At 65.3% G+C, this 24,995-nt stretch carries 22 protein-coding genes; 9 read left to right on the forward strand and 13 right to left on the reverse strand.

Annotated elements, in window-relative coordinates:
• Positions 1 to 158: 158 nt before the first annotated feature.
• The 6 genes from pepN to CAG29_RS06660 are packed head-to-tail and all read right to left on the reverse strand — an operon-like array spanning position 159 to position 6,675.
• A complete protein-coding gene (pepN, locus tag CAG29_RS06635) occupies positions 159 to 2,816 on the reverse strand; it encodes an aminopeptidase N (RefSeq protein WP_085694031.1) in 2,658 nt (885 codons plus the stop codon).
• A gap of 10 nt (positions 2,817 to 2,826) precedes the next feature.
• The gene (locus CAG29_RS06640) at positions 2,827 to 3,657 is read right to left on the reverse strand and encodes a DUF2797 domain-containing protein (protein ID WP_085583586.1); all 831 of its coding nucleotides are present in this window, start codon (positions 3,655 to 3,657) and stop codon (positions 2,827 to 2,829) included.
• Positions 3,654 to 3,914 carry a YeaC family protein gene (locus CAG29_RS06645; RefSeq protein WP_085583584.1) on the reverse strand — a complete coding sequence of 87 codons (261 nt, stop codon included), beginning with the start codon at positions 3,912 to 3,914 and terminating at the stop codon, positions 3,654 to 3,656. The genes CAG29_RS06640 and CAG29_RS06645 overlap by 4 nt, the downstream gene beginning before the upstream one ends.
• Before the next feature lie 33 nt (positions 3,915 to 3,947).
• Positions 3,948 to 4,817: a rhomboid family intramembrane serine protease gene (locus tag CAG29_RS06650; protein ID WP_085583582.1), complete on the reverse strand. Its 870-nt coding sequence runs from the start codon at positions 4,815 to 4,817 to the stop codon at positions 3,948 to 3,950.
• Positions 4,814 to 5,788, reverse strand: a complete 975-nt coding sequence (locus tag CAG29_RS06655) for a metallophosphoesterase (RefSeq protein ID WP_371857687.1) — start codon at positions 5,786 to 5,788, stop codon at positions 4,814 to 4,816. The genes CAG29_RS06650 and CAG29_RS06655 overlap by 4 nt, the downstream gene beginning before the upstream one ends.
• On the reverse strand, positions 5,785 to 6,675 hold the full coding sequence (locus tag CAG29_RS06660; protein WP_085583578.1) for an NAD(+) kinase: 891 nt from the start codon (positions 6,673 to 6,675) through the stop codon (positions 5,785 to 5,787). Before CAG29_RS06660 ends, CAG29_RS06655 begins: the two co-directional genes overlap by 4 nt.
• Positions 6,676 to 6,788: 113 nt before the next feature.
• On the opposite strand from CAG29_RS06660, the gene CAG29_RS06665 reads away from it, so the two are divergent.
• Positions 6,789 to 7,739 carry a DUF1853 family protein gene (locus CAG29_RS06665; RefSeq protein WP_085583576.1) on the forward strand — a complete coding sequence of 317 codons (951 nt, stop codon included), beginning with the start codon at positions 6,789 to 6,791 and terminating at the stop codon, positions 7,737 to 7,739.
• 87 nt (positions 7,740 to 7,826) lie between these two features.
• On the opposite strand, the gene CAG29_RS06670 is transcribed toward CAG29_RS06665, so the two are convergent.
• Positions 7,827 to 9,110 carry an arsenic transporter gene (locus CAG29_RS06670; RefSeq protein WP_085583574.1) on the reverse strand — a complete coding sequence of 428 codons (1,284 nt, stop codon included), beginning with the start codon at positions 9,108 to 9,110 and terminating at the stop codon, positions 7,827 to 7,829.
• 258 nt (positions 9,111 to 9,368) lie between these two features.
• On the reverse strand, positions 9,369 to 9,926 hold the full coding sequence (locus CAG29_RS06675) for an NADPH-dependent FMN reductase (protein ID WP_085583572.1): 558 nt from the start codon (positions 9,924 to 9,926) through the stop codon (positions 9,369 to 9,371).
• 183 nt (positions 9,927 to 10,109) lie between these two features.
• Here CAG29_RS06675 and CAG29_RS06680 point away from each other — a divergent pair, with 183 nt between their 5' ends.
• The gene (locus CAG29_RS06680) at positions 10,110 to 10,346 is read left to right on the forward strand and encodes a hypothetical protein (protein ID WP_085583570.1); all 237 of its coding nucleotides are present in this window, start codon (positions 10,110 to 10,112) and stop codon (positions 10,344 to 10,346) included.
• Between the two features lie 85 nt (positions 10,347 to 10,431).
• Positions 10,432 to 11,325, forward strand: coding sequence for a LysR family transcriptional regulator (locus CAG29_RS06685; RefSeq protein ID WP_085583568.1), 894 nt, complete (start codon positions 10,432 to 10,434; stop codon positions 11,323 to 11,325).
• On the opposite strand, the gene CAG29_RS06690 is transcribed toward CAG29_RS06685, so the two are convergent.
• The 5 genes from CAG29_RS06690 to CAG29_RS06710 form a co-directional block, all read right to left on the reverse strand.
• The gene (locus CAG29_RS06690; protein ID WP_085583566.1) at positions 11,291 to 11,905 is read right to left on the reverse strand and encodes a GNAT family N-acetyltransferase; all 615 of its coding nucleotides are present in this window, start codon (positions 11,903 to 11,905) and stop codon (positions 11,291 to 11,293) included. The genes CAG29_RS06685 and CAG29_RS06690 overlap by 35 nt on opposite strands.
• A 14-nt stretch (positions 11,906 to 11,919) precedes the next feature.
• On the reverse strand, positions 11,920 to 14,175 hold the full coding sequence (locus tag CAG29_RS06695) for an Orn/Lys/Arg decarboxylase N-terminal domain-containing protein (protein WP_085583564.1): 2,256 nt from the start codon (positions 14,173 to 14,175) through the stop codon (positions 11,920 to 11,922).
• Between the two features lie 142 nt (positions 14,176 to 14,317).
• A complete protein-coding gene (gene dnaQ / locus CAG29_RS06700) occupies positions 14,318 to 15,061 on the reverse strand; it encodes a DNA polymerase III subunit epsilon (RefSeq protein ID WP_085583562.1) in 744 nt (247 codons plus the stop codon).
• A gap of 191 nt (positions 15,062 to 15,252) precedes the next feature.
• Positions 15,253 to 15,705 carry a ribonuclease HI gene (gene rnhA / locus CAG29_RS06705; protein ID WP_085583560.1) on the reverse strand — a complete coding sequence of 151 codons (453 nt, stop codon included), beginning with the start codon at positions 15,703 to 15,705 and terminating at the stop codon, positions 15,253 to 15,255.
• A gap of 91 nt (positions 15,706 to 15,796) precedes the next feature.
• Positions 15,797 to 16,555: a class I SAM-dependent methyltransferase gene (locus tag CAG29_RS06710; protein ID WP_085583558.1), complete on the reverse strand. Its 759-nt coding sequence runs from the start codon at positions 16,553 to 16,555 to the stop codon at positions 15,797 to 15,799.
• Positions 16,556 to 16,620: 65 nt separating this feature from the next.
• Here CAG29_RS06710 and gloB point away from each other — a divergent pair, with 65 nt between their 5' ends.
• The 6 genes from gloB to CAG29_RS06740 all read left to right on the forward strand — a co-directional run bounded on the left by gloB (position 16,621) and on the right by CAG29_RS06740 (position 24,994).
• A complete protein-coding gene (gloB, locus tag CAG29_RS06715; RefSeq protein ID WP_085583622.1) occupies positions 16,621 to 17,388 on the forward strand; it encodes a hydroxyacylglutathione hydrolase in 768 nt (255 codons plus the stop codon).
• Positions 17,389 to 17,487: 99 nt separating this feature from the next.
• The gene (locus tag CAG29_RS06720; RefSeq protein ID WP_085583556.1) at positions 17,488 to 18,954 is read left to right on the forward strand and encodes a transglycosylase SLT domain-containing protein; all 1,467 of its coding nucleotides are present in this window, start codon (positions 17,488 to 17,490) and stop codon (positions 18,952 to 18,954) included.
• Between the two features lie 270 nt (positions 18,955 to 19,224).
• Positions 19,225 to 21,057, forward strand: coding sequence for an extracellular solute-binding protein (locus CAG29_RS06725; RefSeq protein ID WP_085656554.1), 1,833 nt, complete (start codon positions 19,225 to 19,227; stop codon positions 21,055 to 21,057).
• Positions 21,054 to 22,895, forward strand: coding sequence for an extracellular solute-binding protein (locus CAG29_RS06730; RefSeq protein ID WP_085583552.1), 1,842 nt, complete (start codon positions 21,054 to 21,056; stop codon positions 22,893 to 22,895). Before CAG29_RS06725 ends, CAG29_RS06730 begins: the two co-directional genes overlap by 4 nt.
• A gap of 4 nt (positions 22,896 to 22,899) precedes the next feature.
• Positions 22,900 to 23,973: a microcin C ABC transporter permease YejB gene (locus CAG29_RS06735; protein WP_085583550.1), complete on the forward strand. Its 1,074-nt coding sequence runs from the start codon at positions 22,900 to 22,902 to the stop codon at positions 23,971 to 23,973.
• Between the two features lies 1 nt (position 23,974).
• A complete protein-coding gene (locus CAG29_RS06740; protein WP_085583548.1) occupies positions 23,975 to 24,994 on the forward strand; it encodes an ABC transporter permease in 1,020 nt (339 codons plus the stop codon).
• The last annotated feature ends 1 nt before the right edge of the window (position 24,995 follow it).

A 24,995-nucleotide genomic window follows, 5' to 3' on the forward strand; every position in this document is an offset into this window, starting at 1 on the left:
ACACTGACGCATTGCCTGGTCAGACGTCATCGCTGGCAAGCCAGCTCCCACAGGGTTCTGTGGAGTGACCGGCACCTGGTCAACCCCACATCCACATCAGGCCGGGCTCCCACAGGGTTTTGTGGGGTTGCCGGCTCTTGGCCAGCCCCACATCTACCTCAGGCCAGGCTCTTGCTCACCACTTCATACACATCGCTGGACAGTTGGCCCGACGCGAGGATCCGCTCCAGTTCGCCCTTCATCAGCGCCTGACGGGCGCTGTCGTATTTGCGCCAGCGGGTCAGCGGCGCCAGTTGCCGCGAAGCGATCTGCGGGTTGAGCGCGTTCAGTTCGATCACAAGGTCCGCCAGGAAGCGATAGCCCGAACCGTCCGCCGCGTGGAAGTTGATCAGGTTCTGCCCGGCGAACGCGCCGATCAGCGCACGTACCTTGTTCGGGTTCTTGATGCTGAACGCCGGGTGCTGCATCAGCGCCTTCACCCGGGCCAGACCGCCCGGCAAGGTGCTGCCGGCCTGCACGCTGAACCACTGGTCCATGACCAGCGGATTGTCCTTGAAGTGCTCGGCGAACGTGGCCAGGGCCTTGGCCTTCTGCTCCTCGAACGGCGAGTTGACCAGCACGGCCAGCGCCGTCAGGCGTTCGGTCATGTTGTCGCAGGTGTCGAACTGCTCAAGCGTGGCGGCGAGCACCTCAGGCTTGCCGCTGAGCATCAGGTACGACAGCGCGATGTTCTGCAGCGCACGGCGGGCGAAGTGCTCGGCTTCGGCCACGTACGGCGTCTTCTTCGACAGGTCGCGGTTGGCCTGGTAACGCAGCCACAGCGCTTCGAACAGGTTGTCCGCCAGTTGCCGGCGGGCGAACTCCCGGGCGGTGTGGATCGCGTCGACGTCGGCCGTCTCGCTGATCTCGGTCAGGTAGGCTTCGCTCGGCAGCGACAGCATCTCCGCGACCATGGCCTGATCCAGCGACTCGTCGGCCAGCACGGTGCGCAGGGCCGACACCAGGCGCGGATCCAGCACCAGGGGCTCACCCTTCTGCTGTTGGGCGATCAGTTCCTGCAGCACCAGCACCGACAGTTGCTGACCGGCATCCCAACGGTTGAAGCCGTCGCTGTCATGCTGCATCAGGAACATCAGCTGGTCGCGGCTGTACGGGAAGCTGAGCTTCACCGGCGCGGAGAAGCCGCGCAGCAGCGAAGGCAGCGGCTGCTCGGCGACGTCGACGAAGGTGAAGGTCTGCTCGGCCTCGGTCACCGAGATCACCCGGGAGGTGCCCTGCGCCGAGGCTTCGCCCGCCAGGCGCAGCGCGACGGCGTTGCCCTGGCTGTCCAGCAGGCCCAGCTCGACCGGGATCACGAACGGTAGCTTCTCGACCTTGTCCGGGGTCGCCGGGCAGCTCTGGCGGAACGTCAGGCCGTAGGTCTTCGCAGCGGCGTCGTAGGACTCGCTCACCGCCAGGCGCGGCGTGCCGGCCTGGCTGTACCAGCGCTTGAACTGGGTCAGGTCGACGCCGTTGGCGTCCTCCATGGCCTTGACGAAATCGTCGCAGGTCACGGCCTGGCCGTCGTGGCGCTGGAAGTACAGGTCGCTGCCCTTGCGGAAGCCCTCGGCACCCAGCAGCGTGTGGATCATGCCGACCACTTCCGAGCCCTTTTCGTACACGGTGAGGGTGTAGAAGTTGGAGATCTCGATGAAGCTGTCCGGGCGCACGGCGTGGGCCATGGGGCCGGCGTCTTCGGCGAACTGGTGGGTGCGCAGGTACGCCACGTCCTGGATGCGCTTGACCGTGGCCGAGTTCATGTCCGAGGAGAAACCGGCGTCGCGGAACACGGTGAAGCCTTCCTTGAGCGACAACTGGAACCAGTCGCGGCAGGTCACGCGGTTGCCCGACCAGTTGTGGAAGTACTCGTGGGCGACGATGGCCTCGACCCGCTGGTGCGCGGCGTCGGTGGCGGTCTCGGCGCGGGCCAGCACGGCGCTGGAGTTGAAGATGTTGAGGCCCTTGTTCTCCATGGCGCCCATGTTGAAGTCGTTCACGGCGACGATCATGAAGATGTCCAGGTCGTACTCGCGGCCGTAGACCTCTTCGTCCCAGCGCATGGACTTCTTCAGGCTGTTCATGGCGTGCTGGCACTTGTCGATGTTTTCCGGCTCGACATAGATGCGCAGCGCCACGGTGCGCTGGCTCATGGTGGTGAAGCTGTCCTCGACGCACCACAGGTCACCGGCCACCAGCGCGAACAGGTAGGCCGGCTTCATGAACGGGTCTTCCCAGGTCGCCCAATGCCGGCCGTCTTCGCCGGGGCCCGAGGCGACCGGGTTGCCGTTGGACAGCAGCACCGGGTAGCTGTGCTGCTCGGCCACCACGGTGGTGGTGAACTTGCTCATCACGTCCGGGCGGTCGAGGTAATAGGTGATCTTGCGGAACCCTTCGGCCTCGCACTGGGTGCAGAACATGCGGCCGGACTTGTACAGGCCTTCCAGCGCGGTGTTGCTCTCCGGGTGGATGCGCACGCTGGTGTCGACCGTGAAGGTCTCGCTGGCCGGGTGCAGGGTCAGGTGGCTGTCGGTCAGTTGGTAGTCGGCGGCGCCCAGTTCCTGGTCGGCCAGGGTCACCGACAGCAGCTCCAGCTGCTGGCCGTCGAGCACCAGCGGCGGCAGGCCCGGGCCGCGGGCCGGGTTGCGGCGCATCACCAGTTGCGCGTGCACCAGGCTGTGATCCTCGAACAACTCGAAGGTCAGGTGCGTTTCGTCGATCAGGTACTCGGGCGCCTGATAGTCCTTCAGGTAGATCATCTTCGGTTGTTCGGTGCGCATGCTGGCGTCCTTATTGATGCACGGCGAGCTGGTAGGCCGTGTACTTGCGAATGTTGATCACGCCGGTGTCGAAGATCAGGTACTGGCCCTTGATCCCCAACAGGGTGCCTTCGGCAATCGGGTTCTTGTCCAGGTTGAAGCTGACGATTTTGGCCGGGTATTGCTCCACCGGATAGCGGATCTCCAGCGGTTGTACGTCGGTAACTTTCTGAATCGCTTGTAGGCCGAATCGCTGCTGCAGGCCCAGCAGGCCTTCGGCGCAGCTGTCGAACAGCCGGTCGCGCACCTGCACCAGGTCCACCGCCTCGGCATCGCCCTTGAGCAAGGCGCGCCAGTTGGTCTTGTCCGCCACCTGGGTGCGCAGCAGATCCTCGACGAACCCCGACTGCTGGCGGGTGGCGACACGCAGGATCGGCAGCGCCTGGCTGGCGCCCTGGTCGAGCCAGCGGGTCGGCAGCTGGGTGGCGCGGGTGATGCCGACCTTGATCCCGGAGGAGTTGGCCAGGTACACGACGTGGTCGGTCATGCAGAATTTTTCGCCCCACTCGGGCTCCCGACAGGTGCCGGCATCGTAGTGGCACCGCTCCGGGCTCATGATGCACACGTCGCACTGGGCCAGCTTGGTCATGCACGGGTAGCAGTAGCCCTGACTGAAGCTGGTCTTGGTCTTGCGTCCGCAATGGGTGCAGTGGATCGCCCCCAGGTACTCCAGACGCAGCGTGCTGCCGATCAACGGGTTGACCGGCACCTCGACGCCGTCCAGACGAAACGCGTACTGCACGTCGGCCCCATCCAGGCGCGCCGACATCTTGCTGATGGAACCGCGGCCGATCTCGATCAATGGATGGCGTCCGACTTGAACAGGATGTTCGGCACTTCGATCGACTTCGACGAGCATTCCTGCGGGCCCATGTAACCGGTGCGCTCTTCCTCGGGCAGGTTCTGGATCTCCCAGGCGATCATCGCCTGCAGCGACAGTTCGCGCTGCTCGGCGGTGAGCTTGTTGCCGTCCGACCACTTGCCGATCTCCACCGCCAGCTTCAGGCTGCGGTAGATGTCCGGGGTGATGTTTTTGATCATTTCGTTGAAAGAGGACATCAGGGTCTCCGGTCTCTTTTTCCAGTAAACGGTTCAGGCGGCCAGTTTACGGCGGTTGTACAAACCGCCCAACAGGCCGGTGAAGCATCCGATGAACAGCCCGCCGACGTGGGCGGCGTTGGCGATCTGGCCGAAGCCGATGGCCGAGACCAGCCCGGACAGGCACACCAGCAGCCACACCAGCATCATCACCAGCACGCCGCGCGGCAGGCGGTAGGCCGGGTTCGGCGCCAGCAGCTGGAAGATCCAGCAGTGCCCGAGCAGGCCGTAGAGCACGCCGGACAGGCCGCCGAACAGGGTCGGGCCGCTGAACAGGTATTGGGCGAAGTTCGACACCAGGCTGAACAGCAGCGTCAGGCCGATCAGGTTGACGCCGCCCTGGCGCGACTCGATGCGCCGCCCCAGCTCCCAGTACCACATGCCGTTCATGGCCAGGTGCAGGATGCCGAAGTGGATCAGCATCGGCGTGACCAGCCGCCACCACTGCCCCGCCGCGAGGCTGTCCGCCAGCGGCGTGAACTGGATGTACTCGCCGACCACGCGGAATTCGAGGAAGGTCAGCCAGCGCATCGTGTCGAGGTTGTCGCCCAGCAGGGTCAGCGCGGCGACGATCAACGTCAGCAGCAGGACGGACGCCGTGGCCTTGGCGTACTTCAGCTGTTCGACGAAGCCCGGACGGCTGAGGGGCTGCCCCGCCGGGATGTCCAGTTGCAGGTCGGGGTCGCCGGCCGGGAAGCGCTCGTACAGCGAGCGCACGTCGTCGCTGATCTCCGCCGGCACCCACAGCACCTGCTCGCCCGCCTCTTCGCTGACGCGGTGGGGCACCTGCATGCGCTGCAGCAGTTTGACGAAGCCGCTCAGGTCCGCCGCCAGGGGCAGACGCAATACCGCCACCGCGCTCATCGCAGCACCTCCGGCCGCTCGACGTCGACCCAAACGAACTTGTGCGGATCGAGGCGGGTTTCCTGATCCAGGCGATAGGCCACCAGCTTGCCGTAGAGCACCGCGCTGTAGTCCAGGCAGGCGAGGTTCGGCCGGATCGGCGCCGGCTTGCCGCTGCGCCAGTAGTGGCCGACGAACAGCAAAGGCTCATCGATGCCGTAGCGCAGCAGGCTGTTTTTCTCGCTCGAGGTCAAAGGCTTCTGCGCCACCGGCTCCGGCAACGCGTCGGGCTGGAACACAATGTCGCCGTAGGTCTGCGGATCGTCCTCCCAGAACTTGGTGCGGAAGAACGAACGCACCAGGCCGTCGCCGCTGGTCATCGTCAGGCCGTCCGGCAGACGCATGTCGGTGCCGCGCAGCAGGCGGTCGAACACGGTGCAGGCGAAGCTGCCCGGCACGGCCGAGGCCTGGAGGAAGTGTTCGTCAATGCGCGCATCGGGGAACAGGCCGCGCAACGGTTCGATCATGCCGGCGTCCCAGCAGGCGTGCACCACGCGGAAACGCCCGGCGTCCGCCACCAGCGGCAGTTCGTAGAACCATTGCAGGAAGTCGTGCCAGTCGTGCGGGTGCTGCTCGAACTGGGTCAGGGTCTCGTGCAGCAGGCGCGCGTGGCGCGGCGTGTGCTCGCGCACGAACTGCTTGCCGCTGCCGGGCAGCGCCGGCGTGCTCCAGCCCAGGGCGTTGAATTCGTGGTTGCCCATGATGCACAGCGCCTGGCCGGCCTCGACCATGTCGTGGACGATGTGCAGCGCCTCGCGGATCCGCGGGCCGCGGTCGATGATGTCGCCGACGAACACCGCCATGCGCGACGGATGCCGCCAGACGCCGCCCTGCTTGTGGTAGCCGAGCCGGTCCAGCAGATGCTCCAGCGTCAGGGCGCAGCCGTGCACGTCACCGATCAGGTCGTAACTTCGCGCAGGATCGAGCATCACTCGCCTCCGCCACCCAGCCTGCTGCCCCAGCCGAGCTTGGTGCGGCAGACTTCGTAGTAGTTGTGGTCCAGCGGATGGATCAGGCGCAGCTTCTGCGCCTTCTTGCTGACGGTGATGGTGTCGCCCGGCGCGCAGGTGAAGTGGTTCTGCCCGTCGCAGGACACTTGCGGGTAGATCTGCATATCTTTGGACACGACGATTTTCAGCTCACTGTTGCCATCGACCACGATGGGCCGCCCGGACAAGGTATGGGGGTACATCGGCACAATCACAATGGCGTCGAGCTTGGGATGCATGATCGGGCCGCCGGCGGACAGCGCATAGGCCGTGGAGCCGGTGGGCGTGGAGACGATCAGGCCGTCGGCCTTCTGGCTGCAGACGAATTGGCCGTCGATGTACAGCTCGAACTCGATCATCCGCGTCGACTTGCCGGGGTGCAGCACCACGTCGTTCAGCGCATCGCCCTGGCCGATGGCTTCGGCGTGGCGGCGCACTTCGGCCTGGAGCAGGAAGCGGTTCTCCACCAGGTAGTGGCCGTCGAGCACTTCGGCGACCTTGACCTCCAGCTCGTCGGGGCGGATGTCGGTGAGGAAGCCGAGGCTGCCGCGGTTGATCCCCAGCACCGGTATGTTGTGCCGGGCCAGCGCCCGGGCGGCGCCGAGCAGGCTGCCGTCGCCGCCGACGACGATGACCATGTCGCAGACCTCGCCGAGCATCTTGCGCGAGGACGTCTGCAGGCCGTGGCCCGGCAGGACTTCGGCGATGGTGTCTTCGAGGATCACGTGCAGGTGGCGATCGAGCAGAAAGCGTTTCAGTCGGCGGACGGTATCCAGCACCTGGGAGCTGCCCAGGCGACCGATGATGCCGATATTGCGAAATTGCTCCATGGGACTCCTGCGGGGCGGATGCGGCGAAAAGCACGATTATGGGCGAAAGCGGCGCATAGACAAAATCCTTTCAGCCACAAGGGCGTACCCGCGTTTGGGGCTATGCTCGCAAGATGATCCTATTTCCCGATTTGCTCCAGTTGCCCCACCGCCTGCGCCACCCTGAGGTGCGCGATCTGGCGTGGGTGATCCTCGCCCCGCCGATGCTGGCCGCCACGCCTTGGCCGCAGCGCCATCCGCTGGCCGCCAGCGACTGGGTGAGCGATCCTGAACGGCTGGAGCACTGGCTGCGCCGGCTCGACCGCGACAGCTACGGCCTGCTGCACTGGCTGTCCCAGGCCCGCACCCGGCGGCTGGGCCTGTATTACGAACGGCTGTGGCAGTTTGCCGTGGAGCACGCGCCGGGCATCGAACTGATCGCCGCCAACCTGCCGATCCGCCGCGACGGCCACACCCTGGGCGAACTGGACATGCTGCTGCGCGACCGTGACGGCGTGCATCACCTGGAACTGGCGATCAAGCTCTACCTCGGCCCGCAGAACGGCGGCGGCCAGGATCCGGCGCAGTGGCTGGGGCCCGGCTGCCATGACCGGCTGGACCGCAAGCTGGCGCACCTGAGCGAGCATCAGTTGCCGATCTCCGCCCGGCCGGAAAGCCGCGAAGCGCTGGCGGCGCTGGATGTCGGGCCGTTCAGCGCGCAATTGTGGCTCGGCGGTTATCTGCTGTATCCGTGGCCCGGAGAATCCCAACCGCCCGACGGTGCCCATCCGCAGCACTTGCGCGGCAGTTGGCTGCACCAGAAGGACTGGCCGGCGTTCGTCGCACAGCGGCCCGCCGGACGCTGGCAACCCCTGCCCCGCCACGCCTGGCTGGCGCCGGCCCACTATCCGGCGGACCAGACCTGGAGCAACGGCCATCTCCAAGCCTGGCTCGATGCGCTGGAACCGCTGGCCCCGGCGCAGCTGATGGTGCGCCTGACCGAAAACGCCCGCGGCGAATGGGAAGAGGCCGAGCGGCTGTTCCTGGTGTCCGACCTGTGGCCGAACGTGCCGGGCCAGGTTTGAGGTCGGCGGCGTGCCCATCGCCAGCAGGCTGGCTCCCACAGACATCCCTATGTGGGAGCCAGCCTGCTGACGATGGGGCCGACGCGGTTACAGCGACAGCCGAACGGCCAGCGCCGCCAACGTCACCAGCAGCACCGGCACCGTCAGCACGATGCCGACCTTGAAGTAGTACCCCCAGCCGATGCGGATGTCCTTGCGCGCCAGCACATGCAGCCAGAGCAAGGTCGCCAGGCTGCCGATCGGGGTGATCTTCGGCCCCAGGTCGCTGCCGATCACGTTGGCGTAGACCATCGCCTCCTTCACCACGCCTGTGGCTTGGCTGGCGTCGATGGACAGCAGGCCGATCAGCACCGTCGGCAGGTTGTTCATGATCGACGACAGCAACGCCGTCAGCACCCCGGTGCCCAGCGCCGCGCCCCATACGCCGTGCCCGGCGAAGACGTCGAGCCAGCCCGCCAGGTAGCCGGTGAGCCCGGCGTTGCGCAGGCCGTAGACCACCAGGTACATGCCCAGGGAGAAGATCACGATCTGCCAGGGCGCCTCTTTCATCACCTTGCGCGTGGAGATCCGATGCCCGCGGGCGGCGATGGCCAGCAGCAGCGCGGCGCACGCGGCGGAAATGAAACTGATCGGAATGCCCAGCGGTTCGAGGGCGAAGCAGCCCGCCAGCAGGATCAGCAGCACCGCCCATCCGGCGTAGAACGTGGGTTTATCGTGGATCGCCGTTTCCGGGCGTTCCAGTTGCTCGGGGTCGTAGGCCTTGGGGATGTCGCGCCGGAAGAACCACAGCAGCATGCCCAGCGTCGCGGCCACGCTCACGACGTTGACCGGCACCATCACCGCCGCATAGCGGTTGAAGCCGATGTGAAAGAAGTCGGCGGAAACGATGTTGACCAGGTTCGACACCACCAGCGGCAGGCTCGCGGTGTCGGCGATGAAGCCCGCCCCCATCACGAACGCCAGGGTCGCGGCAGGGGAAAACCGCAGCGCCAGCAGCATCGAGATCACGATGGGCGTGAGGATCAGCGCCGCGCCGTCGTTGGCGAACAGCGCCGACACCAGCGCGCCGAGCAGCACCATGAACGCGAACAGCTTGCGCCCGCTGCCCCGCCCCCAGCGCGCCACGTGCAACGCGGCCCAGGCGAAGAACCCGGCTTCGTCGAGCAACAGACTGATGATGATCAGCGCGACAAACGTGCCGGTGGCGTTCCAGATGATCTGCCACACCAGCGGTATGTCAGACAGGTGCACCACGCCGAACAGCAGCGCCAGCACCGCACCGAACGTCGCGCTCCAGCCGACGCCGAGGCCTTTGGGCTGCCAGATCACCAGTGTGATGGTCAGCAGGAATATCAATGACGCAGCCAGCATCCGCGAAAGCCTTCATGAAATGGAAACGCGGACAATGCCCGAATGTGGGACAGGAAAAAAGCCTGCGGGAGCGGTCGGTCATTCACATCGGTTGTGAATGACAAGACGCCATCGCCAGCAGGCTGGCTCCCACAGGTATCTCCGTTGGACGCAGCGTTTGCATTCATCGCAGAACATTGTGGGAGCCAGCCTGCTGGCGATGGCGTCAGCCGGGGCGCCGCAAGACATCAAGGCTACCCCGTCAGTCCGGCCGCCAAATCACTTCTTGTGCTGCTCCACCCACTGCCCGTAGGCATCGATGAACCCCTGCAGGAACGGCCGCACCGACTCATTCAGCTTGCCCGCCTCGTCGAACGCCGAGCCGGCGCCGCCCAGGTAGGCTTCAGGCTGTTGCATGCACGGCACATTGAGAAACACGAAAGACTGGCGCAGATGCTGGTTGGCGCCGAAACCGCCGATGGCGCCGGGCGAAACACTGATCACCGCCCCCGGCTTGCCGCTCCAGACGCTTTTGCCGTAAGGCCGGGAACCGACGTCGATGGCGTTCTTCAGCGGCGCCGGCACCGAACGGTTGTATTCCGGGGTGACAAACAGCACTGCGTCGGATGAAGCCACTTGCTGACGGAAAGTCCTGTAGGCTGCCGGCGGCGAATCACCGTCGATGTCTTCGTTGTAAAGCGGCAGATCGCCGATTTCGACAATGTTCAGTTTGAGGTTCGCCGGCGCCAGCTCCGCCAGGGCCAGGGCCACCTTGCGGTTGAGCGACGCTTTGCGGAGGCTGCCGACCACTACTGCGACGTTGTAGACATTGCTCATGGGAAGACTCTCGACTGTCCGTGGGAGGAGCCTGTAGTTATAGATGATCCGTCGGCGTTTTCACCAGGCGGCCGGGAAATCCCGGTGCACGCATTATTTTTTTCCTGTAGGAAAACTTACCGCGCCCGATGACGGTCTACCCAGCCGTCAATCCAGCGTTTTATCTCCAGAGGTTCTAAACAGATGGCAGCAGTACTCGTCGGTCAGTTCCATGCAAGAGATGCGGAAGGCCGCGTTTATTCCGTGCATGAGTACCAGGAATCCAACCCGTCGGCAGACGGACTCACCGGCACGGAGCCCGTCACCACCTACAAGCTGGCGATCGGCGATCGCATCAACAAGATCGACGAAAACGAATTCCTGCTGGTGCAGTCCGGCATCACCCTGATCCGCGAACCCGACTCCGTCATCGCTTCATAACCGGTCGTTATGAGCAGAAGTCTTCCGTGCCGAGTTGGGGTAGGATTCAGCCACTGACCCCAACCGCCGGACATGGACTTGCCGCATGCGTTTACGTCATATCGAAGTGATTCAGGCGCTGCTGCAGACCGGCCATGCAGGCACCGCGGCCGAGTGGCTGCAATTGTCGACGGCCGAGGTCGAAGCGCGGTTGCGCGAGGCCGAGAGCGAGTTGGGGTTCATGCTGTTCGCCAGCGTTCGCGGACGGCTCCAGGCCACCCCGGAAGCCAAGGCGCTGCAAGTCGAGATCGGCCACATCTACGAAGCGCTGGAGCCGGTGCAGCGTCTGGCCGACAGCCTGCGCCAGTACCTCGCCCCGCCCCTGCGGATCACCGGCACACCGCCGCTGGCCCAGCAACTGCTGCCGCAAAGCCTCGCCGCCCTGCGCCGACGCCTGCCGGACGCCCCCTGCACCCTGTTCAGCGAACCGACCCGCGACATCGTCCGCCGCCTGCTGCTGCGCGAATGCGACCTGGGCCTGAGCCTGCACGATCCTGAACACCCCGACATCCATTGCCAGGCGCTGGCCCAAGGCAAGCTTCAGCTGCTGGCGCCCCACGGCTGGCTGCAGCCGAAGCAGAAGTACGTTTCCCTGCCGGATCTGGCCGGCCAGGCGATGGTCGGCCTGGAGGGCCAGGATCCGCTGAGCCCCGCGCTGGAGCACAAGCTCCAGGCGCTGCGTCCGGCGCCGAGCATCCGCACCCGGGTGCAGACCCACCAGATGATGCGCAGCATGGTCGAGGCCGGCGAAGGCCTGGCCATCGTCGACCCGTTCACCGCCCTCGGCGCCCGTGCCGCCGGCCTCGATGCCTGCCCGCTGTCGCCGGCGGTGCCGGTCAGCCTTTACGCCCTGACCTACCGGCACGCCCCGTCGCCGGCGGCCATCCAGACGCTGCTCGCCCTCGTCACGGAACAAGCCGCGGCGATGTTGGCGGGCTGACCGGCCCTTCCAGCGGGTTATCGAACAATCGATACCAGAACAGCGCCACTTCGGCGGTGTTCGGGTCGATGCCGCGGTAGCGCAGGTGATCGATGCCGCCGATCACATAGCCGCAACGCTCGTACAGCCGGCAGGCGCCGAGGTTATTGTTCTGGGTTTCGAGCATGATGCCCGGCAGTTTCTTCTTGCGGCTCCAGAACTGCGCCACATCCAGCAATGCCTTGGCCACGCCGTGGCGCCGCGCCGGGGCATGCACCGCCAATTCGTCGATATGGGCGAAGCCGTTCCAGTTGGTGCTGACCACCAGATGACCGACCGGCTCGTCGCCCAGGTAGGCCATGAAGATTTCGCTGTCGGCGGCGTCGCGGTAGCTGCTGAATTCTTCAGGGTCGATGCCGTAGCACTTGCGGTACGGCACGATCGGCGTCACGGCCCACGCCGCCACAGGCCGGCCGATCTCGGCGGCGCCATAGGCGCTGACCTCGAAGCTGAAGTCGCTGCCCCAGATGTACGCGGCAAAGCCGTCGTCGGCGACCCGCACCGACAGGCCGGGATGTTTCGGGTTCATAAGCGCTTGCATAGGGTTGTACGTCCTCATTCCTTGACGCAATCGACGGTGTACGACCGTCCGTTGCCATGGTCGTCATGTTGCAGTCCATGCACATCAGCCACGAAACCGGGGAAGCTTGCATCGAACGTGCGGGCAAACTTCAGGTATTCGATGATCGAACGGGTGGCCTCGGTGAAGCGCTCGCCCGGCATGATCAACGGGATGCCCGGCGGGTAAGGCACCAGCATCACCGCCGCCACCCGCCCTTCCAGCTCATCGATGGGCACGGCCTCGACCTCGCCGCGCACCAGTTGGTCGTAGGCGTGGGCCGGCTTCATGGCGATCTCCGGCAGCACGGTGTACATGCGCTTGAGGTGCCTGGCCGTGGCGTTGGTGCGGTAGCAGCCATGCAATTGATCGCACAGGTCGCGCAAGCCCATGCCGCGGTAGCGCACCGCATCTTCCTGGGCGACGCACGGCAGGCAGGTGGCGAGGCTGACGTTGGCGTCATAGCTGCGCTTGAACTCCAGCAGCTCGGTCAGCAACGTGCTCCACTTGCCCTTGGTGATGCCCATGGAAAACAGCACCAAGAACGAATACAGGCCGGTCTTCTCCACCACCAGACCGCGCTCCCACAGGAACCGGCTGACCACCGCCGCCGGAATGCCCCTTTCGCTCAAGGCGCCGCCGGCGTTCAGGCCGGGCATCACCAACGTCACCTTGATCGGGTCGAGCAGCACGTAATCGTCGCCGACCTCGCCGAACCCGTGCCAGTCGGCCTCGGGCTGCAGCAGCCAGTCCTCGGTCTTCACCCGGTCGGTACCCTCGACGCCCGGCGGTTGCCAGATCGAGAACCACCAGTCATCGGCCGCGATGTGCTGGCGCAGGTTGGCCAGCGCCCGGCGGAAACTCAAGGCCTCGTCGAAGGTTTCCTGCAGCAGCGAACGCCCGGCCGGCCCTTCCATCATCGCCGACGCCACATCCAGCGACGCGATGATGCTGTACTGCGGCGACGTCGAGATGTGCATCATGAACGCTTCGTTGAAACGGTCGCGGTCCAACTGCCGCGCCCCGCCGTCCTGGACATGGATCATCGACGCCTGGCTGAACGCCGCGAGCAGTTTATGGGTGGAATGGGTGGTGAACACCAGCGGACTGTCGGCGCTGCGGGAGGTGGCCATGCCATAGCGGCCGGCGAAGAACTCGTGAAACGCGGCGTACGCATACCAGGCCTCGTCGAAATGCAGCACCTGCACGCTGTTGCCCAGGCTTTGCTTGATCAGCTCGGCGTTGTAGCACAAGCCGTCGTAGGTGGAGTTGGTGACCACCGCCAGCTTGACCTTCGGCTCGCGCCCCTGGGTCAGCGGGCTGGCGTCGATCTTGGCCTGGATCGACTCGCGGCTGAACTCGCTCAGGGGAATGGGGCCGATGATCCCCAGGTCATTGCGCTCCGGGCACAGGTACAGCGGAATCGCACCGGTCATGATGATCGCGTGCAGCACCGACTTGTGGCAGTTGCGATCCACCAGCACCAGGTCATCGCGCCCGACCATCGAATGCCAGACGATCTTGTTGGCGGTCGAGGTGCCGTTGATCACGAAAAAGGTGTGGTCGGCGCCGAAGTTGCGCGCCGCCCGCGCTTCGGCTTCGGCCAGGGGACCGGTGTGGTCGAGCAGCGAACCGAGCTCGGGCACCGACACCGACAGGTCCGAGCGCAGGGTGTTTTCGCCGAAGAACTGATGGAACGCCTGCCCCACCGGGCTCTTGTGGTACGCCACGCCACCGCCGTGGCCGGGGGTGTGCCAGGAATAGTTGGAGTCGGCGGTGTGCTGCACCAGCGCCTTGAAGAACGGCGGCAGCAGCCCGTCCAGGTACTTGCGCGCCGCCCGCGCCACTTGCCGAGCCAGGAACGGCACGGTGTCTTCGAACAGGTAGAGAATGCCGCGCAACTGGTTGAGCTCGGCCATGGCGTCGGCCGGGGCGTTTTCCAGGGTCACCTGCTCGCCCAAGGCGAAGATCGGCAACTCCGGCGCCCGCACCCGGGCCAGCCCGATCAGTTCGGCCATGTTGTGCAGCAAATGCGAGTTGGTGCTGGCGTCTTCGGCGGCGATCAGCATGCACGCCAAGCCATGATGGGTGGACGCCACCAGCCTGCCTTCGGTGTAGTCCGTGGCTGAAACGACCTTGAATCCTTCCTGCTCCAGCTCCCGGGCGATGCCCCGGATACGCTCGCCGGCAACCGTGTCGGCCTTGATGTCGCGGTGGACGATCAACACCGGAAACTTCAAATCTTTGTACATGGGGCCCAGAGTCCTGAGGCGGCAGCGCGCAGCGTGCCAATGTCCTCAGGGTAGAGGGTCAACGCCGTTGTTGCGAGGGTGGCCAGTTGGCTTCATGTCCGGGGAAGCGGTGCTTGCGCCGATCCGGTGACGAGGGACCGGATCAGGCCTGGGATTCGATCAGTTGCGTCCACAGCGCCGGTCCGCCGGCGGACTTGGCGATGATTTCCAGGCGCGCCGCGTGCTGCGCCAGTTCGTCTTCGCTGGCACGGATGATCCGGCCCGGTTGGCGGTCGGCCGGCAGGCGCCGGATCTCGGACGCGCGCCCGCTGCTTTCGCCGGAGCCGTCGGAGGCGTTGCCGGCCAGGGACAGGCTGGTCTGGCCGCCGGTCATGGTCAGGTAGACGTCGGCGAGGATCTCCGAGTCGAGCAACGCGCCGTGCAGCTCACGGCCGGAGTTGTCCACGCCATAACGCTTGCACAGCGCATCGAGGCTGTTGCGCTGGCCGGGGTGGCGCTCCCGCGCCATCATCAGGGTGTCGAGGATCGAGCAGTGGCGGGTGATGTCGGCCCGGTCCTGCTGGCCCAGCAAGGCGAATTCGTTGTTGATGAAGCCGACGTCGAACGCCGCGTTGTGGATGATCAGCTGCGCGCCGTTGATGAACTCGAAGAACTCGTCGGCCACTTCGGCGAAGCGGGGCTTGCCGACCAGAAACTCGTTGGTGATGCCGTGAACGCCGATCGCGCCCTCGTCGCTTTCCCGATCCGGTTGCAGGTACACGTGAAAGTGCCGGCCCGTCAGGCGCCGACCCATCAGTTCGACGCAGCCGATCTCGATGATCCGGTGGCCGTCGGTCACCGGCATGCCGGTGGTTTCGGTATCGAGTACAACGGATCTGGTGGCCATCAGTGTTCAGCTCTCAACGGGTGCAATCGGACAAAGGCGGCGATGGTATCACGCTCGCCGCGGGGTTTCAGGTGGACCGCGTCGTGCCCGTCGCCGGCAGGCCGGCTCCCACATTGGATCTGCACAATGCATCAGTACCCTGTGGGAGCCAGCCTGCTGGCGATCGGCCGCATCACGGTGCACGGCCGGAATCAATCCTGCTTGTAGCCACGCACTTCGTCGACGCCACGGTTGGCCAATTGGTCGGCCCGTTCGTTACCGTGATGGCCGATGTGGCCGCGCACCCATTTCCAGGTGACCTTGTGGCGGTTGACCTGCTCGTCCAGCTGCTTCCACAGGTCGGCGTTCTTCACCGGCTCCTTCGCGGCGGTTTTCCAGCCGCGCTTCTTCCAGTTGGCCATCCACTCGTTGATGCCTTTCATCACGTATTGCGAGTCGGTCACCAGCAGCACTTCGCACGGGCGCTTGAGGGCTTCCAGGCCGCGGATCGCGCCGAGCAGCTCCATGCGGTTATTGGTGGTGTTGGCTTCGCCGCCCCACAGTTCCTTCTCGACGCCCTTGCACACCAGCAAGGCGCCCCAGCCGCCGGGGCCGGGGTTGCCCTTGCAGGCGCCGTCAGTGAACAGTTCTACGTTATCGGTCATGCCAGTCATCCAGAAATTGCCGTGCCTCGCCGGACAGCGGCCGACGATGGCCGAGGCCGGGACAGGCCCGGCCGGAATATAAAGAAGGTGTCTACGGTTCGATGCGGCGGCGGTTGACCTTGGCCATCGGCAGCGGGATCAGCTTGCCCATCGGTTCGCGGCGCTCCTGGCGCACCGGGCGCAGGCCGACCACGATCTTGCGCGCCACCAGCAGGTAGAAGCCGCCGCCGGCCAGTTGCCAGGCGCCGGCGCGGCGTTCCCAGCCGGCCAGGCGCGCCTGCCACGCGGACGACGCAAGCGGCGGACGATAGCACCCGAAGCGGCGTTTCTCCAGCGCGAAGCCCAGCAGGTTGAGCCAGTCGGCGACCCGCGAGGGCGAGATGCAGCGCGCCTTGCGCAGGCCGTCATGGGCGAACACATGGCGCAGGCCCCAGGCGCTCCAGGGGTTGATGCCGATGATCAGCAGGTGCCCGCCGGGGCGCACGCTGCTGGCCGCCTCGCGCAGCAGGCCGTGGGGCGACAGGCAGAAATCCAGCCCGTGCTGCATGACCACCACGTCGGCCGCGTGCTCGCTCAACGGCCAGGCCTGTTCTTCGCAGACGATCTCTACCCCCGGCAACGGCGCGCCCAGGCGCACGTTGCGCTGCACCTGGGGCGCCGACGGCGGCGTCTCGGCGGACGGGCCGTAATGCACCAGGTAGCCGCCGAAGAAACGGCCCAGCTCGTCTTCGAGCATGCGCCGCTCCTCGTCCAGCAGGAATTGGCCCAGGGGCCCGGACAGCCACTCCCGGGCCGAACTGATCAGGGCCAGCCAGTCAGGATCGGCCTGAGCGAACGCTTTATCGGTCATGTCGTTCTCCAAAGCGCCACGAAGCTCTAAGATGCGCCAATGTTACCCGTTTGGCGAATCCGAAGATGATACAGATCAGTGCCCTCCCCGCGTTCACCGACAACTACATCTGGTTGTTGCAGGATCATTCAACCCACCGCTGCGCGGTGGTCGATCCGGGGGATGCCGCGCCGGTGCAGGACTGGCTCGACGCCCATCCGGGCTGGGTGCTGGGCGACATCCTGATCACCCATCACCACCATGACCACGTCGGCGGCGTCGAGGCGCTGAAGGCGGCCACGGGCGCCACCGTCCACGGCCCGGCCAGCGAGAAGATCCCCGGCCGCGACATCGCGCTCAAGGACGGCGACAAGGCCCGCGTGCTGGGCTGGGACTTCGACGTCTACGCCGTGCCCGGCCACACCCTGGGCCACATCGCCTACTACCGCCATGGCCTGCTGTTCTGCGGCGACACCCTGTTCGCCGCCGGCTGCGGCCGCCTGTTCGAAGGCACGCCGCAGCAGATGCACCATTCCCTGAGCCGCCTGGCCGCGCTGCCGGAAGACACGCTGGTCTACTGCACCCACGAATACACGTTGAGCAACCTGAAGTTCGCCGCCGCGGTCGAACCGGCCAACCCGGACATCGCCGCCCGTCTGGAAAAAGTCCGCCAGCAGCGGGAAAACGGCGTGATGACCCTGCCCTCGACCTTGGCCCTGGAAAAGCTCACGAACCCCTTTCTGCGGACGGGTGAAACATTAGTTAAACAAAAAGTGGACGAACGGAGCGGCCCTCAAAACCGGGCGCCGAGTGAGGTTTTTGCGGCACTGCGGGCCTGGAAAGACACGTTTTGAGGCATTCCCCAAACGGTACAAAAGTTCTGAACGGTTGACCGTTGGGGGTGCGCTTTCTAGAATCGCCCGACATTTTTGCCCGGAACTTACTTCCAGCCAATGTCGTCATCCATACGCAAGTCCGTCAACTCAGACGCACTGACCCGCCTGGCGCAAGCCATCGCGGTGGCTGTGTCCGCCACCCTGGCGGGCTGCTCCAGCCATGCGCCGCAGACTGACGCGACCCACGCGCCGAACATCGCTGCCCGGGCCAAACAGAAGCCGATCTGGCTGAACGAGAAGCCCAGCCCGCAGGTGCCCCAGGACATCTGGGCGCGGATGCGCGAAGGCTTCCAGCTGCAAGAGGGCCTGGGGGTCAACCCGCGCATCGAGCAGCAACGCCTTTGGTTCGCCAGCAACCCGTCGTTCCTCGAGAACGCCGGCGAACGCGGCAGCCTCTACATCCATTACATTGTCGAGCGCCTCGAAGAGCGCAACATGCCGCTGGAGCTGGCGCTGCTGCCGGTGATCGAAAGCGCCTACAACCCGATGGCCTATTCCCGGGCCGACGCGGTGGGCCTCTGGCAGTTCATCCCGTCCACCGGGCGCTCCTTCAACCTGCGCCAGACCCGCTTCTACGACGGCCGCCGGGACATCACCGCCTCCACCACCGCGGCAATGGACTACCTGACCCGCCTGCACGACATGTTCAACGGCGACTGGCTGCTGGCCCTGGCGGCCTACAACGCCGGCGAAGGCACGGTGAGCCGCGCCATCGAGCGCAACGAGCGCCTCGGCCTGCCGACCGACTACTGGAACCTGCCGCTGCCGGCCGAGACCCAGGCCTACGTGCCGAAGCTGCTGGCCCTGTCCCAGGTGGTCCTGGCGCCGGAAGCCTACGGCGTGAACCTCAACCCGATCGCCAACGAACCGTATTTCCAGGTCGTCGAGATCAACCAGCGCATGGATCTGTCCAAGGTCGCGGCGGTGGCCAACATCGACGAAGACGAGCTGTTCCAGCTCAACCCGGCGTTCAAGCAGCGCACCACCATCGACGGCCCGCAGCACCTGTTGGTGCCGACGTCCAAGGCGCAGCTGCTGACCGCCAGCCTGCAGACCATGCGGCCTGAAGAGCTGATCAGCCCGCGCTCGCTCAAACCGGTGTTCGAAGGGGCCGACCCTGCCGAAGTCGCACAGCTCAAGCGCGCCTACCGGGTCAAGCGCGGCGACAACCTCGCCTCCATCGCCAAGGCCAACAAGGTCGAGGTCAAGGACCTGCAGCGCTGGAACAAGCTCTCCGGCAAGAACCTCAAGGTCGGCCAGACCCTGGTGATGCGCGACACCACCAAACGCACCCCGGCCCGCAATGCCGGCGGCCGCATCAACACCGTGGTCGCGGCCAACAGCAAGGGCGGCGCCAAGGCCGACGCCCAGAAGCAGACCCAGTACAAGGTCAAGCAAGGCGACACCCTGTACGTGGTGGCCAAGCGCTTCAACGTCGAGATGCAGCACCTCAAGCGCTGGAATCCGGGCGCGGGCAAGGCCCTCAAGCCTGGGCAGATGCTCACGGTCTACCAGCCGCACTGACAGCCTGACCGATAAGCCCTGCAGCGTTACGCTTGCAGGGCTTTTTTGTGGGAACAACTGTCTTGATCCTGTTCGGCGGCGGCTCAACTGACGCTATCGCCAGCAGGCTGGCTCCCACAGTGATTGACGTTCGCACGGCGGATTCATGTTCATTGCCCAACCCTGCGGGGCCCGCACAATTAACGGCGCATTAAGCGCTGTCTTTTTCCTGTCCGGACAAGCTGTTACTGTACGGGCCACATAGCCCAAGCCGCCTGGACCGGATCCGACTTGAAGCGTCCCTTCCTCCTGTTCCTGATCAGCCTGGCCTTGAGCTCTCCCGCAAGCGCGACCATCACCGAAAGCCACGGTTACGCGCAGTTCGGCACGCTCAAGTACCCGGCCAGCTTCACCCACTTCGACTGGGTCAACCCGCAGGCGCCCAAGGGCGGCACGTTGCGGGTGATGGCGTTCGGCACCTTCGATACGCTCAACCCCTACACCTTCAAGGGCACCAGCCCGGTCACCACGCCGAATTTCCTGCAGTACGGCATCAACGAGCTGAACGAACCGCTGATGGTCGGCACCGGCCAGTACGCGCCCTCCGGGGACGAGCCGGCCTCCAGCTACGGCCTGATCGCGCAATCGGTGGAATACAGCGAAGACCGCAGTTGGGTGGTGTTCAACCTGCGTCCGCAGGCGCGCTTCCATGACGGCACGCCGATCACCGCCTACGACGTCGCTTTTTCCTACCGCCTGCTGCTCAAGGAAGGCCATCCGCTGTACCGCACCAGCCTTCAGGAGGTGTCGCGGGTCGACATCCTCAGCCCGCAGCGCATCCGCTTCGTGCTCAAGCGTTCGGGCAATCCCTTGCTGATCCTGCGCCTGGGCGAACTGCCGGTGCTGCCCCAGCATTACTGGAAAGGCCGCGACTTCAAGGCCACCACCTTCGAACCGCCGCTGGGCAGCGGCCCTTACCGCATCACCTCGGTGACGCCCGGGCGCCAGTTGGTCTTCGAACGGATCAAGGACTATTGGGGCAAGGACCTGCCGGTCAACCGCGGCAAGTACAACGTCGACCGCATGGAGGTCGAGTTCTACCGCGACAGCGACGTGGCCTTCGAAGCGTTCAAGGCCGACGAGTTCGACATCTACATCGAGCACCAGGCCAAGAACTGGGCCAACGGCTACAACTTCCCGGCCCTGCGCCGCGGCGAAGTGATCAAGGCGCAGATCCCGCACCGGATCCCGACCCAGAGCCAGGGCCTGTTCATGAACACCCGGCGTCCGGTCTTCGCCCAGATCAAGGTGCGCGAAGCCCTGGGCCTGATGTTCGATTTCGAATGGACCAACCGCGCCCTGTTCAGCGATGCCTACCGGCGCAGCGTCAGTTACTACCCCAACAGCGAATTCAGCGCCGAAGGCCTGCCGGTGGGCCATGAATGGCTGATGCTCAAGCCGTACAAGGATCAGCTCCCGGCCCGCCTGTTCACCGAACCCTTCAGCCTGCCGCAGACCGACGGCCGCGGCATCCCCCGGGACACCCTGCGCAAGGCCCTGGGGCTGCTGGCCGAAGCGGGCTGGACGCTCAACGGCCAACGCTTGCAGAACGCCGCCGGGCAACCCTTGCGCTTCGAGATCCTGCTGGTCAACCCGAACCTTGAGCGGATCCTCCAGCCCTATGTCGAGAACCTCAACGGCATCGGCATCGACGCCCGGCTGCGCACCGTGGACCGCGCCCAGTACAAGCAACGCCTGGATCAGTTCGATTTCGACATGATTCTGATGACGCTCAACCAGACCCTGAGCCCGGGGCTTGAGCAATGGCAGTACTTCCACTCAAGCCAGGCCGCCGTCAAGGGCAGCAAGAACTACGCCGGCATCGCCGACCCCGTGGTCGACCACCTGCTCGAGCAATTGCTCGCCGCCCGCACCCGGGACGAGCAGGTGGCCGCCGGCAAGGCACTGGACCGCGTGCTGCTGTGGCAGCACTACAGCATTCCCAACTGGTACCTCAATTATCACCGCCTGGCCTACCGCAACCGGTTCGCCTTCGTCACCACGCCCCCCTACACCCTGGGCCTGAGCGCGTGGTGGCTGAAGTCTTCGGAGAAAGATCGATGAAACCCTTCCGCGCCCTGCTCCTGCAGGCCAGCGGCCTGCTGTTCGCCGGGCTGGCCTGCGCCGCCCCGCAGCACGCCGTGACCCTGTACAACGAGCCGCCCAAATACCCGGCCGACTTCAAGCAGTTCGACTACGTGAACCCCGACGCGCCCAAGGGCGGGATCTTCCGCCAGGCCGGGTTCGGCGGCTTCGACAGCCTCAACCCGTTCATCAGCAAAGGCGTGCCGGCGGACAACATCGGGCAGATCTACGACACCCTCACCCGCCACAGCCTGGACGAGCCCTTCACCGAATACGGCCTGATCGCCGGCAAGATCGAAAAGGCCCCGGACAACAGCTGGGTGCGCTTCTACCTGCGCCCGGAGGCGCGCTTCCACGACGGCCATCCGGTGCGCGCCGAGGACGTGGTGTTCAGCTTCCAGACCCTCACCAAGGACGGCTCGCCCCTGTACCGCGGCTACTACAATGACGTCGACGACGTCATCGCCGAAGACCCGCTCAAGGTGCTGTTCAAGTTCAAGCACACCAACAACCGCGAACTGCCGCTGATCCTCGGCCAGTTGCCGGTGCTGCCGAAACACTGGTGGGCCAGCCGCGACTTCAACAAGGGCAACCTGGAGATCCCGCTGGGCAGCGGCCCGTACCGTGTGGCTGAAGTGAAGGCCGGACGCTCCGTGCGCTACGAGCGGGTCAAGGACTACTGGGGCAAGGACCTGCCGGTCAACCGAGGCTTCTACAACTTCGACGTGATGACCACCGACTACTACCGCGACAACACCGTGGCGCTGGAAGCCCTCAAGGCCGGGCAGTTCGACTATTGGCTGGAGATGACCGCCAAGAACTGGGCCAACGCCTACAACGTCCCCGCCGTCACCGAGGGGCGGCTGATCAAGGAGCAGATCCCCAACGGCAACCCCACCGGCATGCAGGGCTTCGTCTACAACCTGCGCCGTCCGGTGTTCCACGACGTGCGGGTGCGTCAGGCCCTGAGCCTGCTGCTGGACTTCGAGTGGACCAACAAGCAATTGTTCAACAGCGCCTATGCGCGCACCCGCAGCTATTTCGAGAACTCGGAAATGGCCGCCACCGGCCTGCCGGACGCCGACCAACTGGCGATCCTCGACCCGTTCCGCAGCCAGTTGCCGGCCCAGGTGTTCAGCGAGGCGTTCGAAAACCCCAAGACCGACGGCAGCGGCATGATCCGCCCGCAGCAGCGCGAGGCCTACCAGCTGCTGCAAGAGGCCGGCTGGAAGATCGTCGACGACAAGATGGTCGACGCCGACGGCAAACCGGTGGTCATCGAGTTCCTGCTGGCCCAGACCGATTTCGAGCGGGTGCTGCTGCCGTTCAAGCGCAACCTGAGCGACCTGGGCATCGACCTGGTGATCCGTCGCGTGGACGTCTCGCAGTACGTCAACCGCGTGCGTTCGCGGGACTTCGACATGATCGTCGGCAGCTTCCCGCAGTCCAACTCGCCGGGCAACGAGCAGCGCGAGTTCTGGATGAGCGCCGCCGCCGACAAGCCCAGCAGCCGCAACTCGATGGGCCTGAAGGATCCGGTGGTCGACCGGCTGGTGGAGCAACTGATCAACGCCGATTCGCGCAAGAGCCTGGTGGCCCACGCCCGGGCCCTCGACCGCGTGCTGCAATGGGGCTACTACGTGATCCCCAACTGGCACATCAAGACCTGGCGCGTGGCGTACTGGAACCACATCGGCCATCCGAAAGTCTCCCCCAAGTACGACATCGGCATTGATACCTGGTGGATCAAGCCCGACGCCAAACCGGCGATAGAAGTCCAGACCCAACTGCAGGCCGCCCCAGCGGACACGGAGTAATCAGATGCTGGCGTACATTTTTCGGCGACTGCTGCTGATCATCCCGACCCTGTTCGGCATCCTGCTGATCAACTTCGTGATCATCCAGGCCGCCCCCGGCGGGCCGGTGGAGCAGATGATCGCCAAGCTCGAAGGCTTCGAAGGCGCCACCAGCCGCATCGCCGGCGGCGGCGCCGAGGTGTCGGTGGCCGGTTCGTCCTACCGCGGCGCCCAGGGCCTGGATCCGGCGCTGATCAAGGAAATCGAGCACATGTACGGGTTCGACAAGTCGGCCCCGGAACGCCTGTGGATCATGGTCAAGAACTACGCCCGGCTGGATTTCGGCGACAGCTTCTTCCGCGACGCCAAGGTGATCGACCTGATCAAGGAAAAGATGCCGGTGTCGATCTCCCTGGGCCTGTGGAGCACGCTGATCATGTACCTGGTGTCGATCCCGCTGGGGATCGCCAAGGCCACCCGGCACGGCAGCCACTTCGACGTCTGGACCAGCTCGGCGATCATCGTCGGCTACGCGATCCCGGCGTTCCTGTTCGCGATCCTGCTGATCGTGGTGTTCGCCGGCGGCAGTTACCTGGACTGGTTCCCGCTGCGGGGCCTGACTTCGAACAACTTCGACGAACTGAGCCTGGGCGGCAAGGTCCTCGACTACTTCTGGCACCTGGCGCTGCCGGTGACCGCCCTGGTGATCGGCAACTTCGCGACCATGACCCTGCTGACCAAGAACAGCTTCCTCGACGAGATCAACAAGCAGTACGTGGTCACCGCCAAGGCCAAGGGCCTGACCCGCCGCCGCGTACTGTACGGCCATGTGTTCCGCAACGCGATGCTGCTGGTGATCGCCGGGTTCCCGTCGGCGTTCATCGGCATCTTCTTCACCGGTTCCCTGCTGGTGGAAGTGATCTTCTCCCTCGACGGCCTCGGCCTGATGAGTTTCGAGGCGGCGATCAACCGCGACTACCCGGTGGTGTTCGGCACCCTGTTCATCTTCACCCTGCTGGGGCTGGTGGTGAAACTGATCGGCGACCTCACCTACACCCTGGTCGATCCGCGCATCGACTTCGAAAGCCGGGAGCATTGAGATGAACCTGTCCCCTCTCAACCGCCGCCGCTTCGAACTGTTCAAGGCCAACAAGCGCGGCTGGTGGTCGCTGTGGCTGTTCCTGATCCTGTTCGGCTTGAGCCTTGGCGCCGAACTGATCGCCAACGACAAGCCGCTGGCGATCCACTACGACGACCAATGGTATTTCCCGGCGCTCAAGCGCTACCCGGAAACCGCGTTCGGCGGCGAATTCCCGCTGGAGGCCAACTACAAGAGCCCGTACATCCGCGAACTGCTCCAGAGCAAGGACGCCTGGGTGCTGTGGGCGCCGATTCCGTTCAGCTACCAGAGCATCAACTACGACCTGAAGGTCCCCGCCCCCGCCCCGCCCTCGGCGGTCAACCTGCTGGGCACCGACGATCAGGGCCGCGACGTGCTGGCGCGGGTGATCTATGGCTTTCGCATCTCGGTGCTGTTCGCCCTTACCCTGACGGTGCTCAGTTCGCTGATCGGCGTGATCGCCGGCGCACTGCAAGGCTTCTACGGCGGCTGGGTCGACCTGGCCGGCCAGCGCTTCCTGGAGATCTGGTCGGGGCTGCCGGTGCTGTACCTGCTGATCATCCTGGCCAGTTTCGTGCAGCCGAACTTCTGGTGGCTGCTGGGGATCATGCTGCTGTTCTCCTGGATGAGCCTGGTGGACGTGGTGCGCGCCGAATTCCTGCGCGGGCGCAACCTGGAATACGTGCGGGCGGCCCGGGCGCTGGGGATGCGCAACGGCGCGATCATGTTCCGCCACATCCTGCCCAACGCCATGGTCTCGACCATGACTTTCATGCCGTTCATCCTGACCGGCGCCATCGGCACCCTCACGGCCCTGGACTTCCTCGGCTTCGGTTTGCCGGCGGGCAGCCCGTCGCTGGGCGAGCTGGTGGCCCAGGGCAAATCCAACCTGCAGGCGCCGTGGCTGGGGATGAGCGCGTTCGCCGTGCTGGCCCTGATGCTGAGCCTTCTGGTGTTCATCGGCGAATCCGCCCGCGACGCCTTCGACCCGAGGAAGTGAA

It is taken from the genome of Pseudomonas sp. B7(2017) (assembly GCF_002112745.1).
Classification (GTDB): domain Bacteria; phylum Pseudomonadota; class Gammaproteobacteria; order Pseudomonadales; family Pseudomonadaceae; genus Aquipseudomonas; species Aquipseudomonas ekonensis.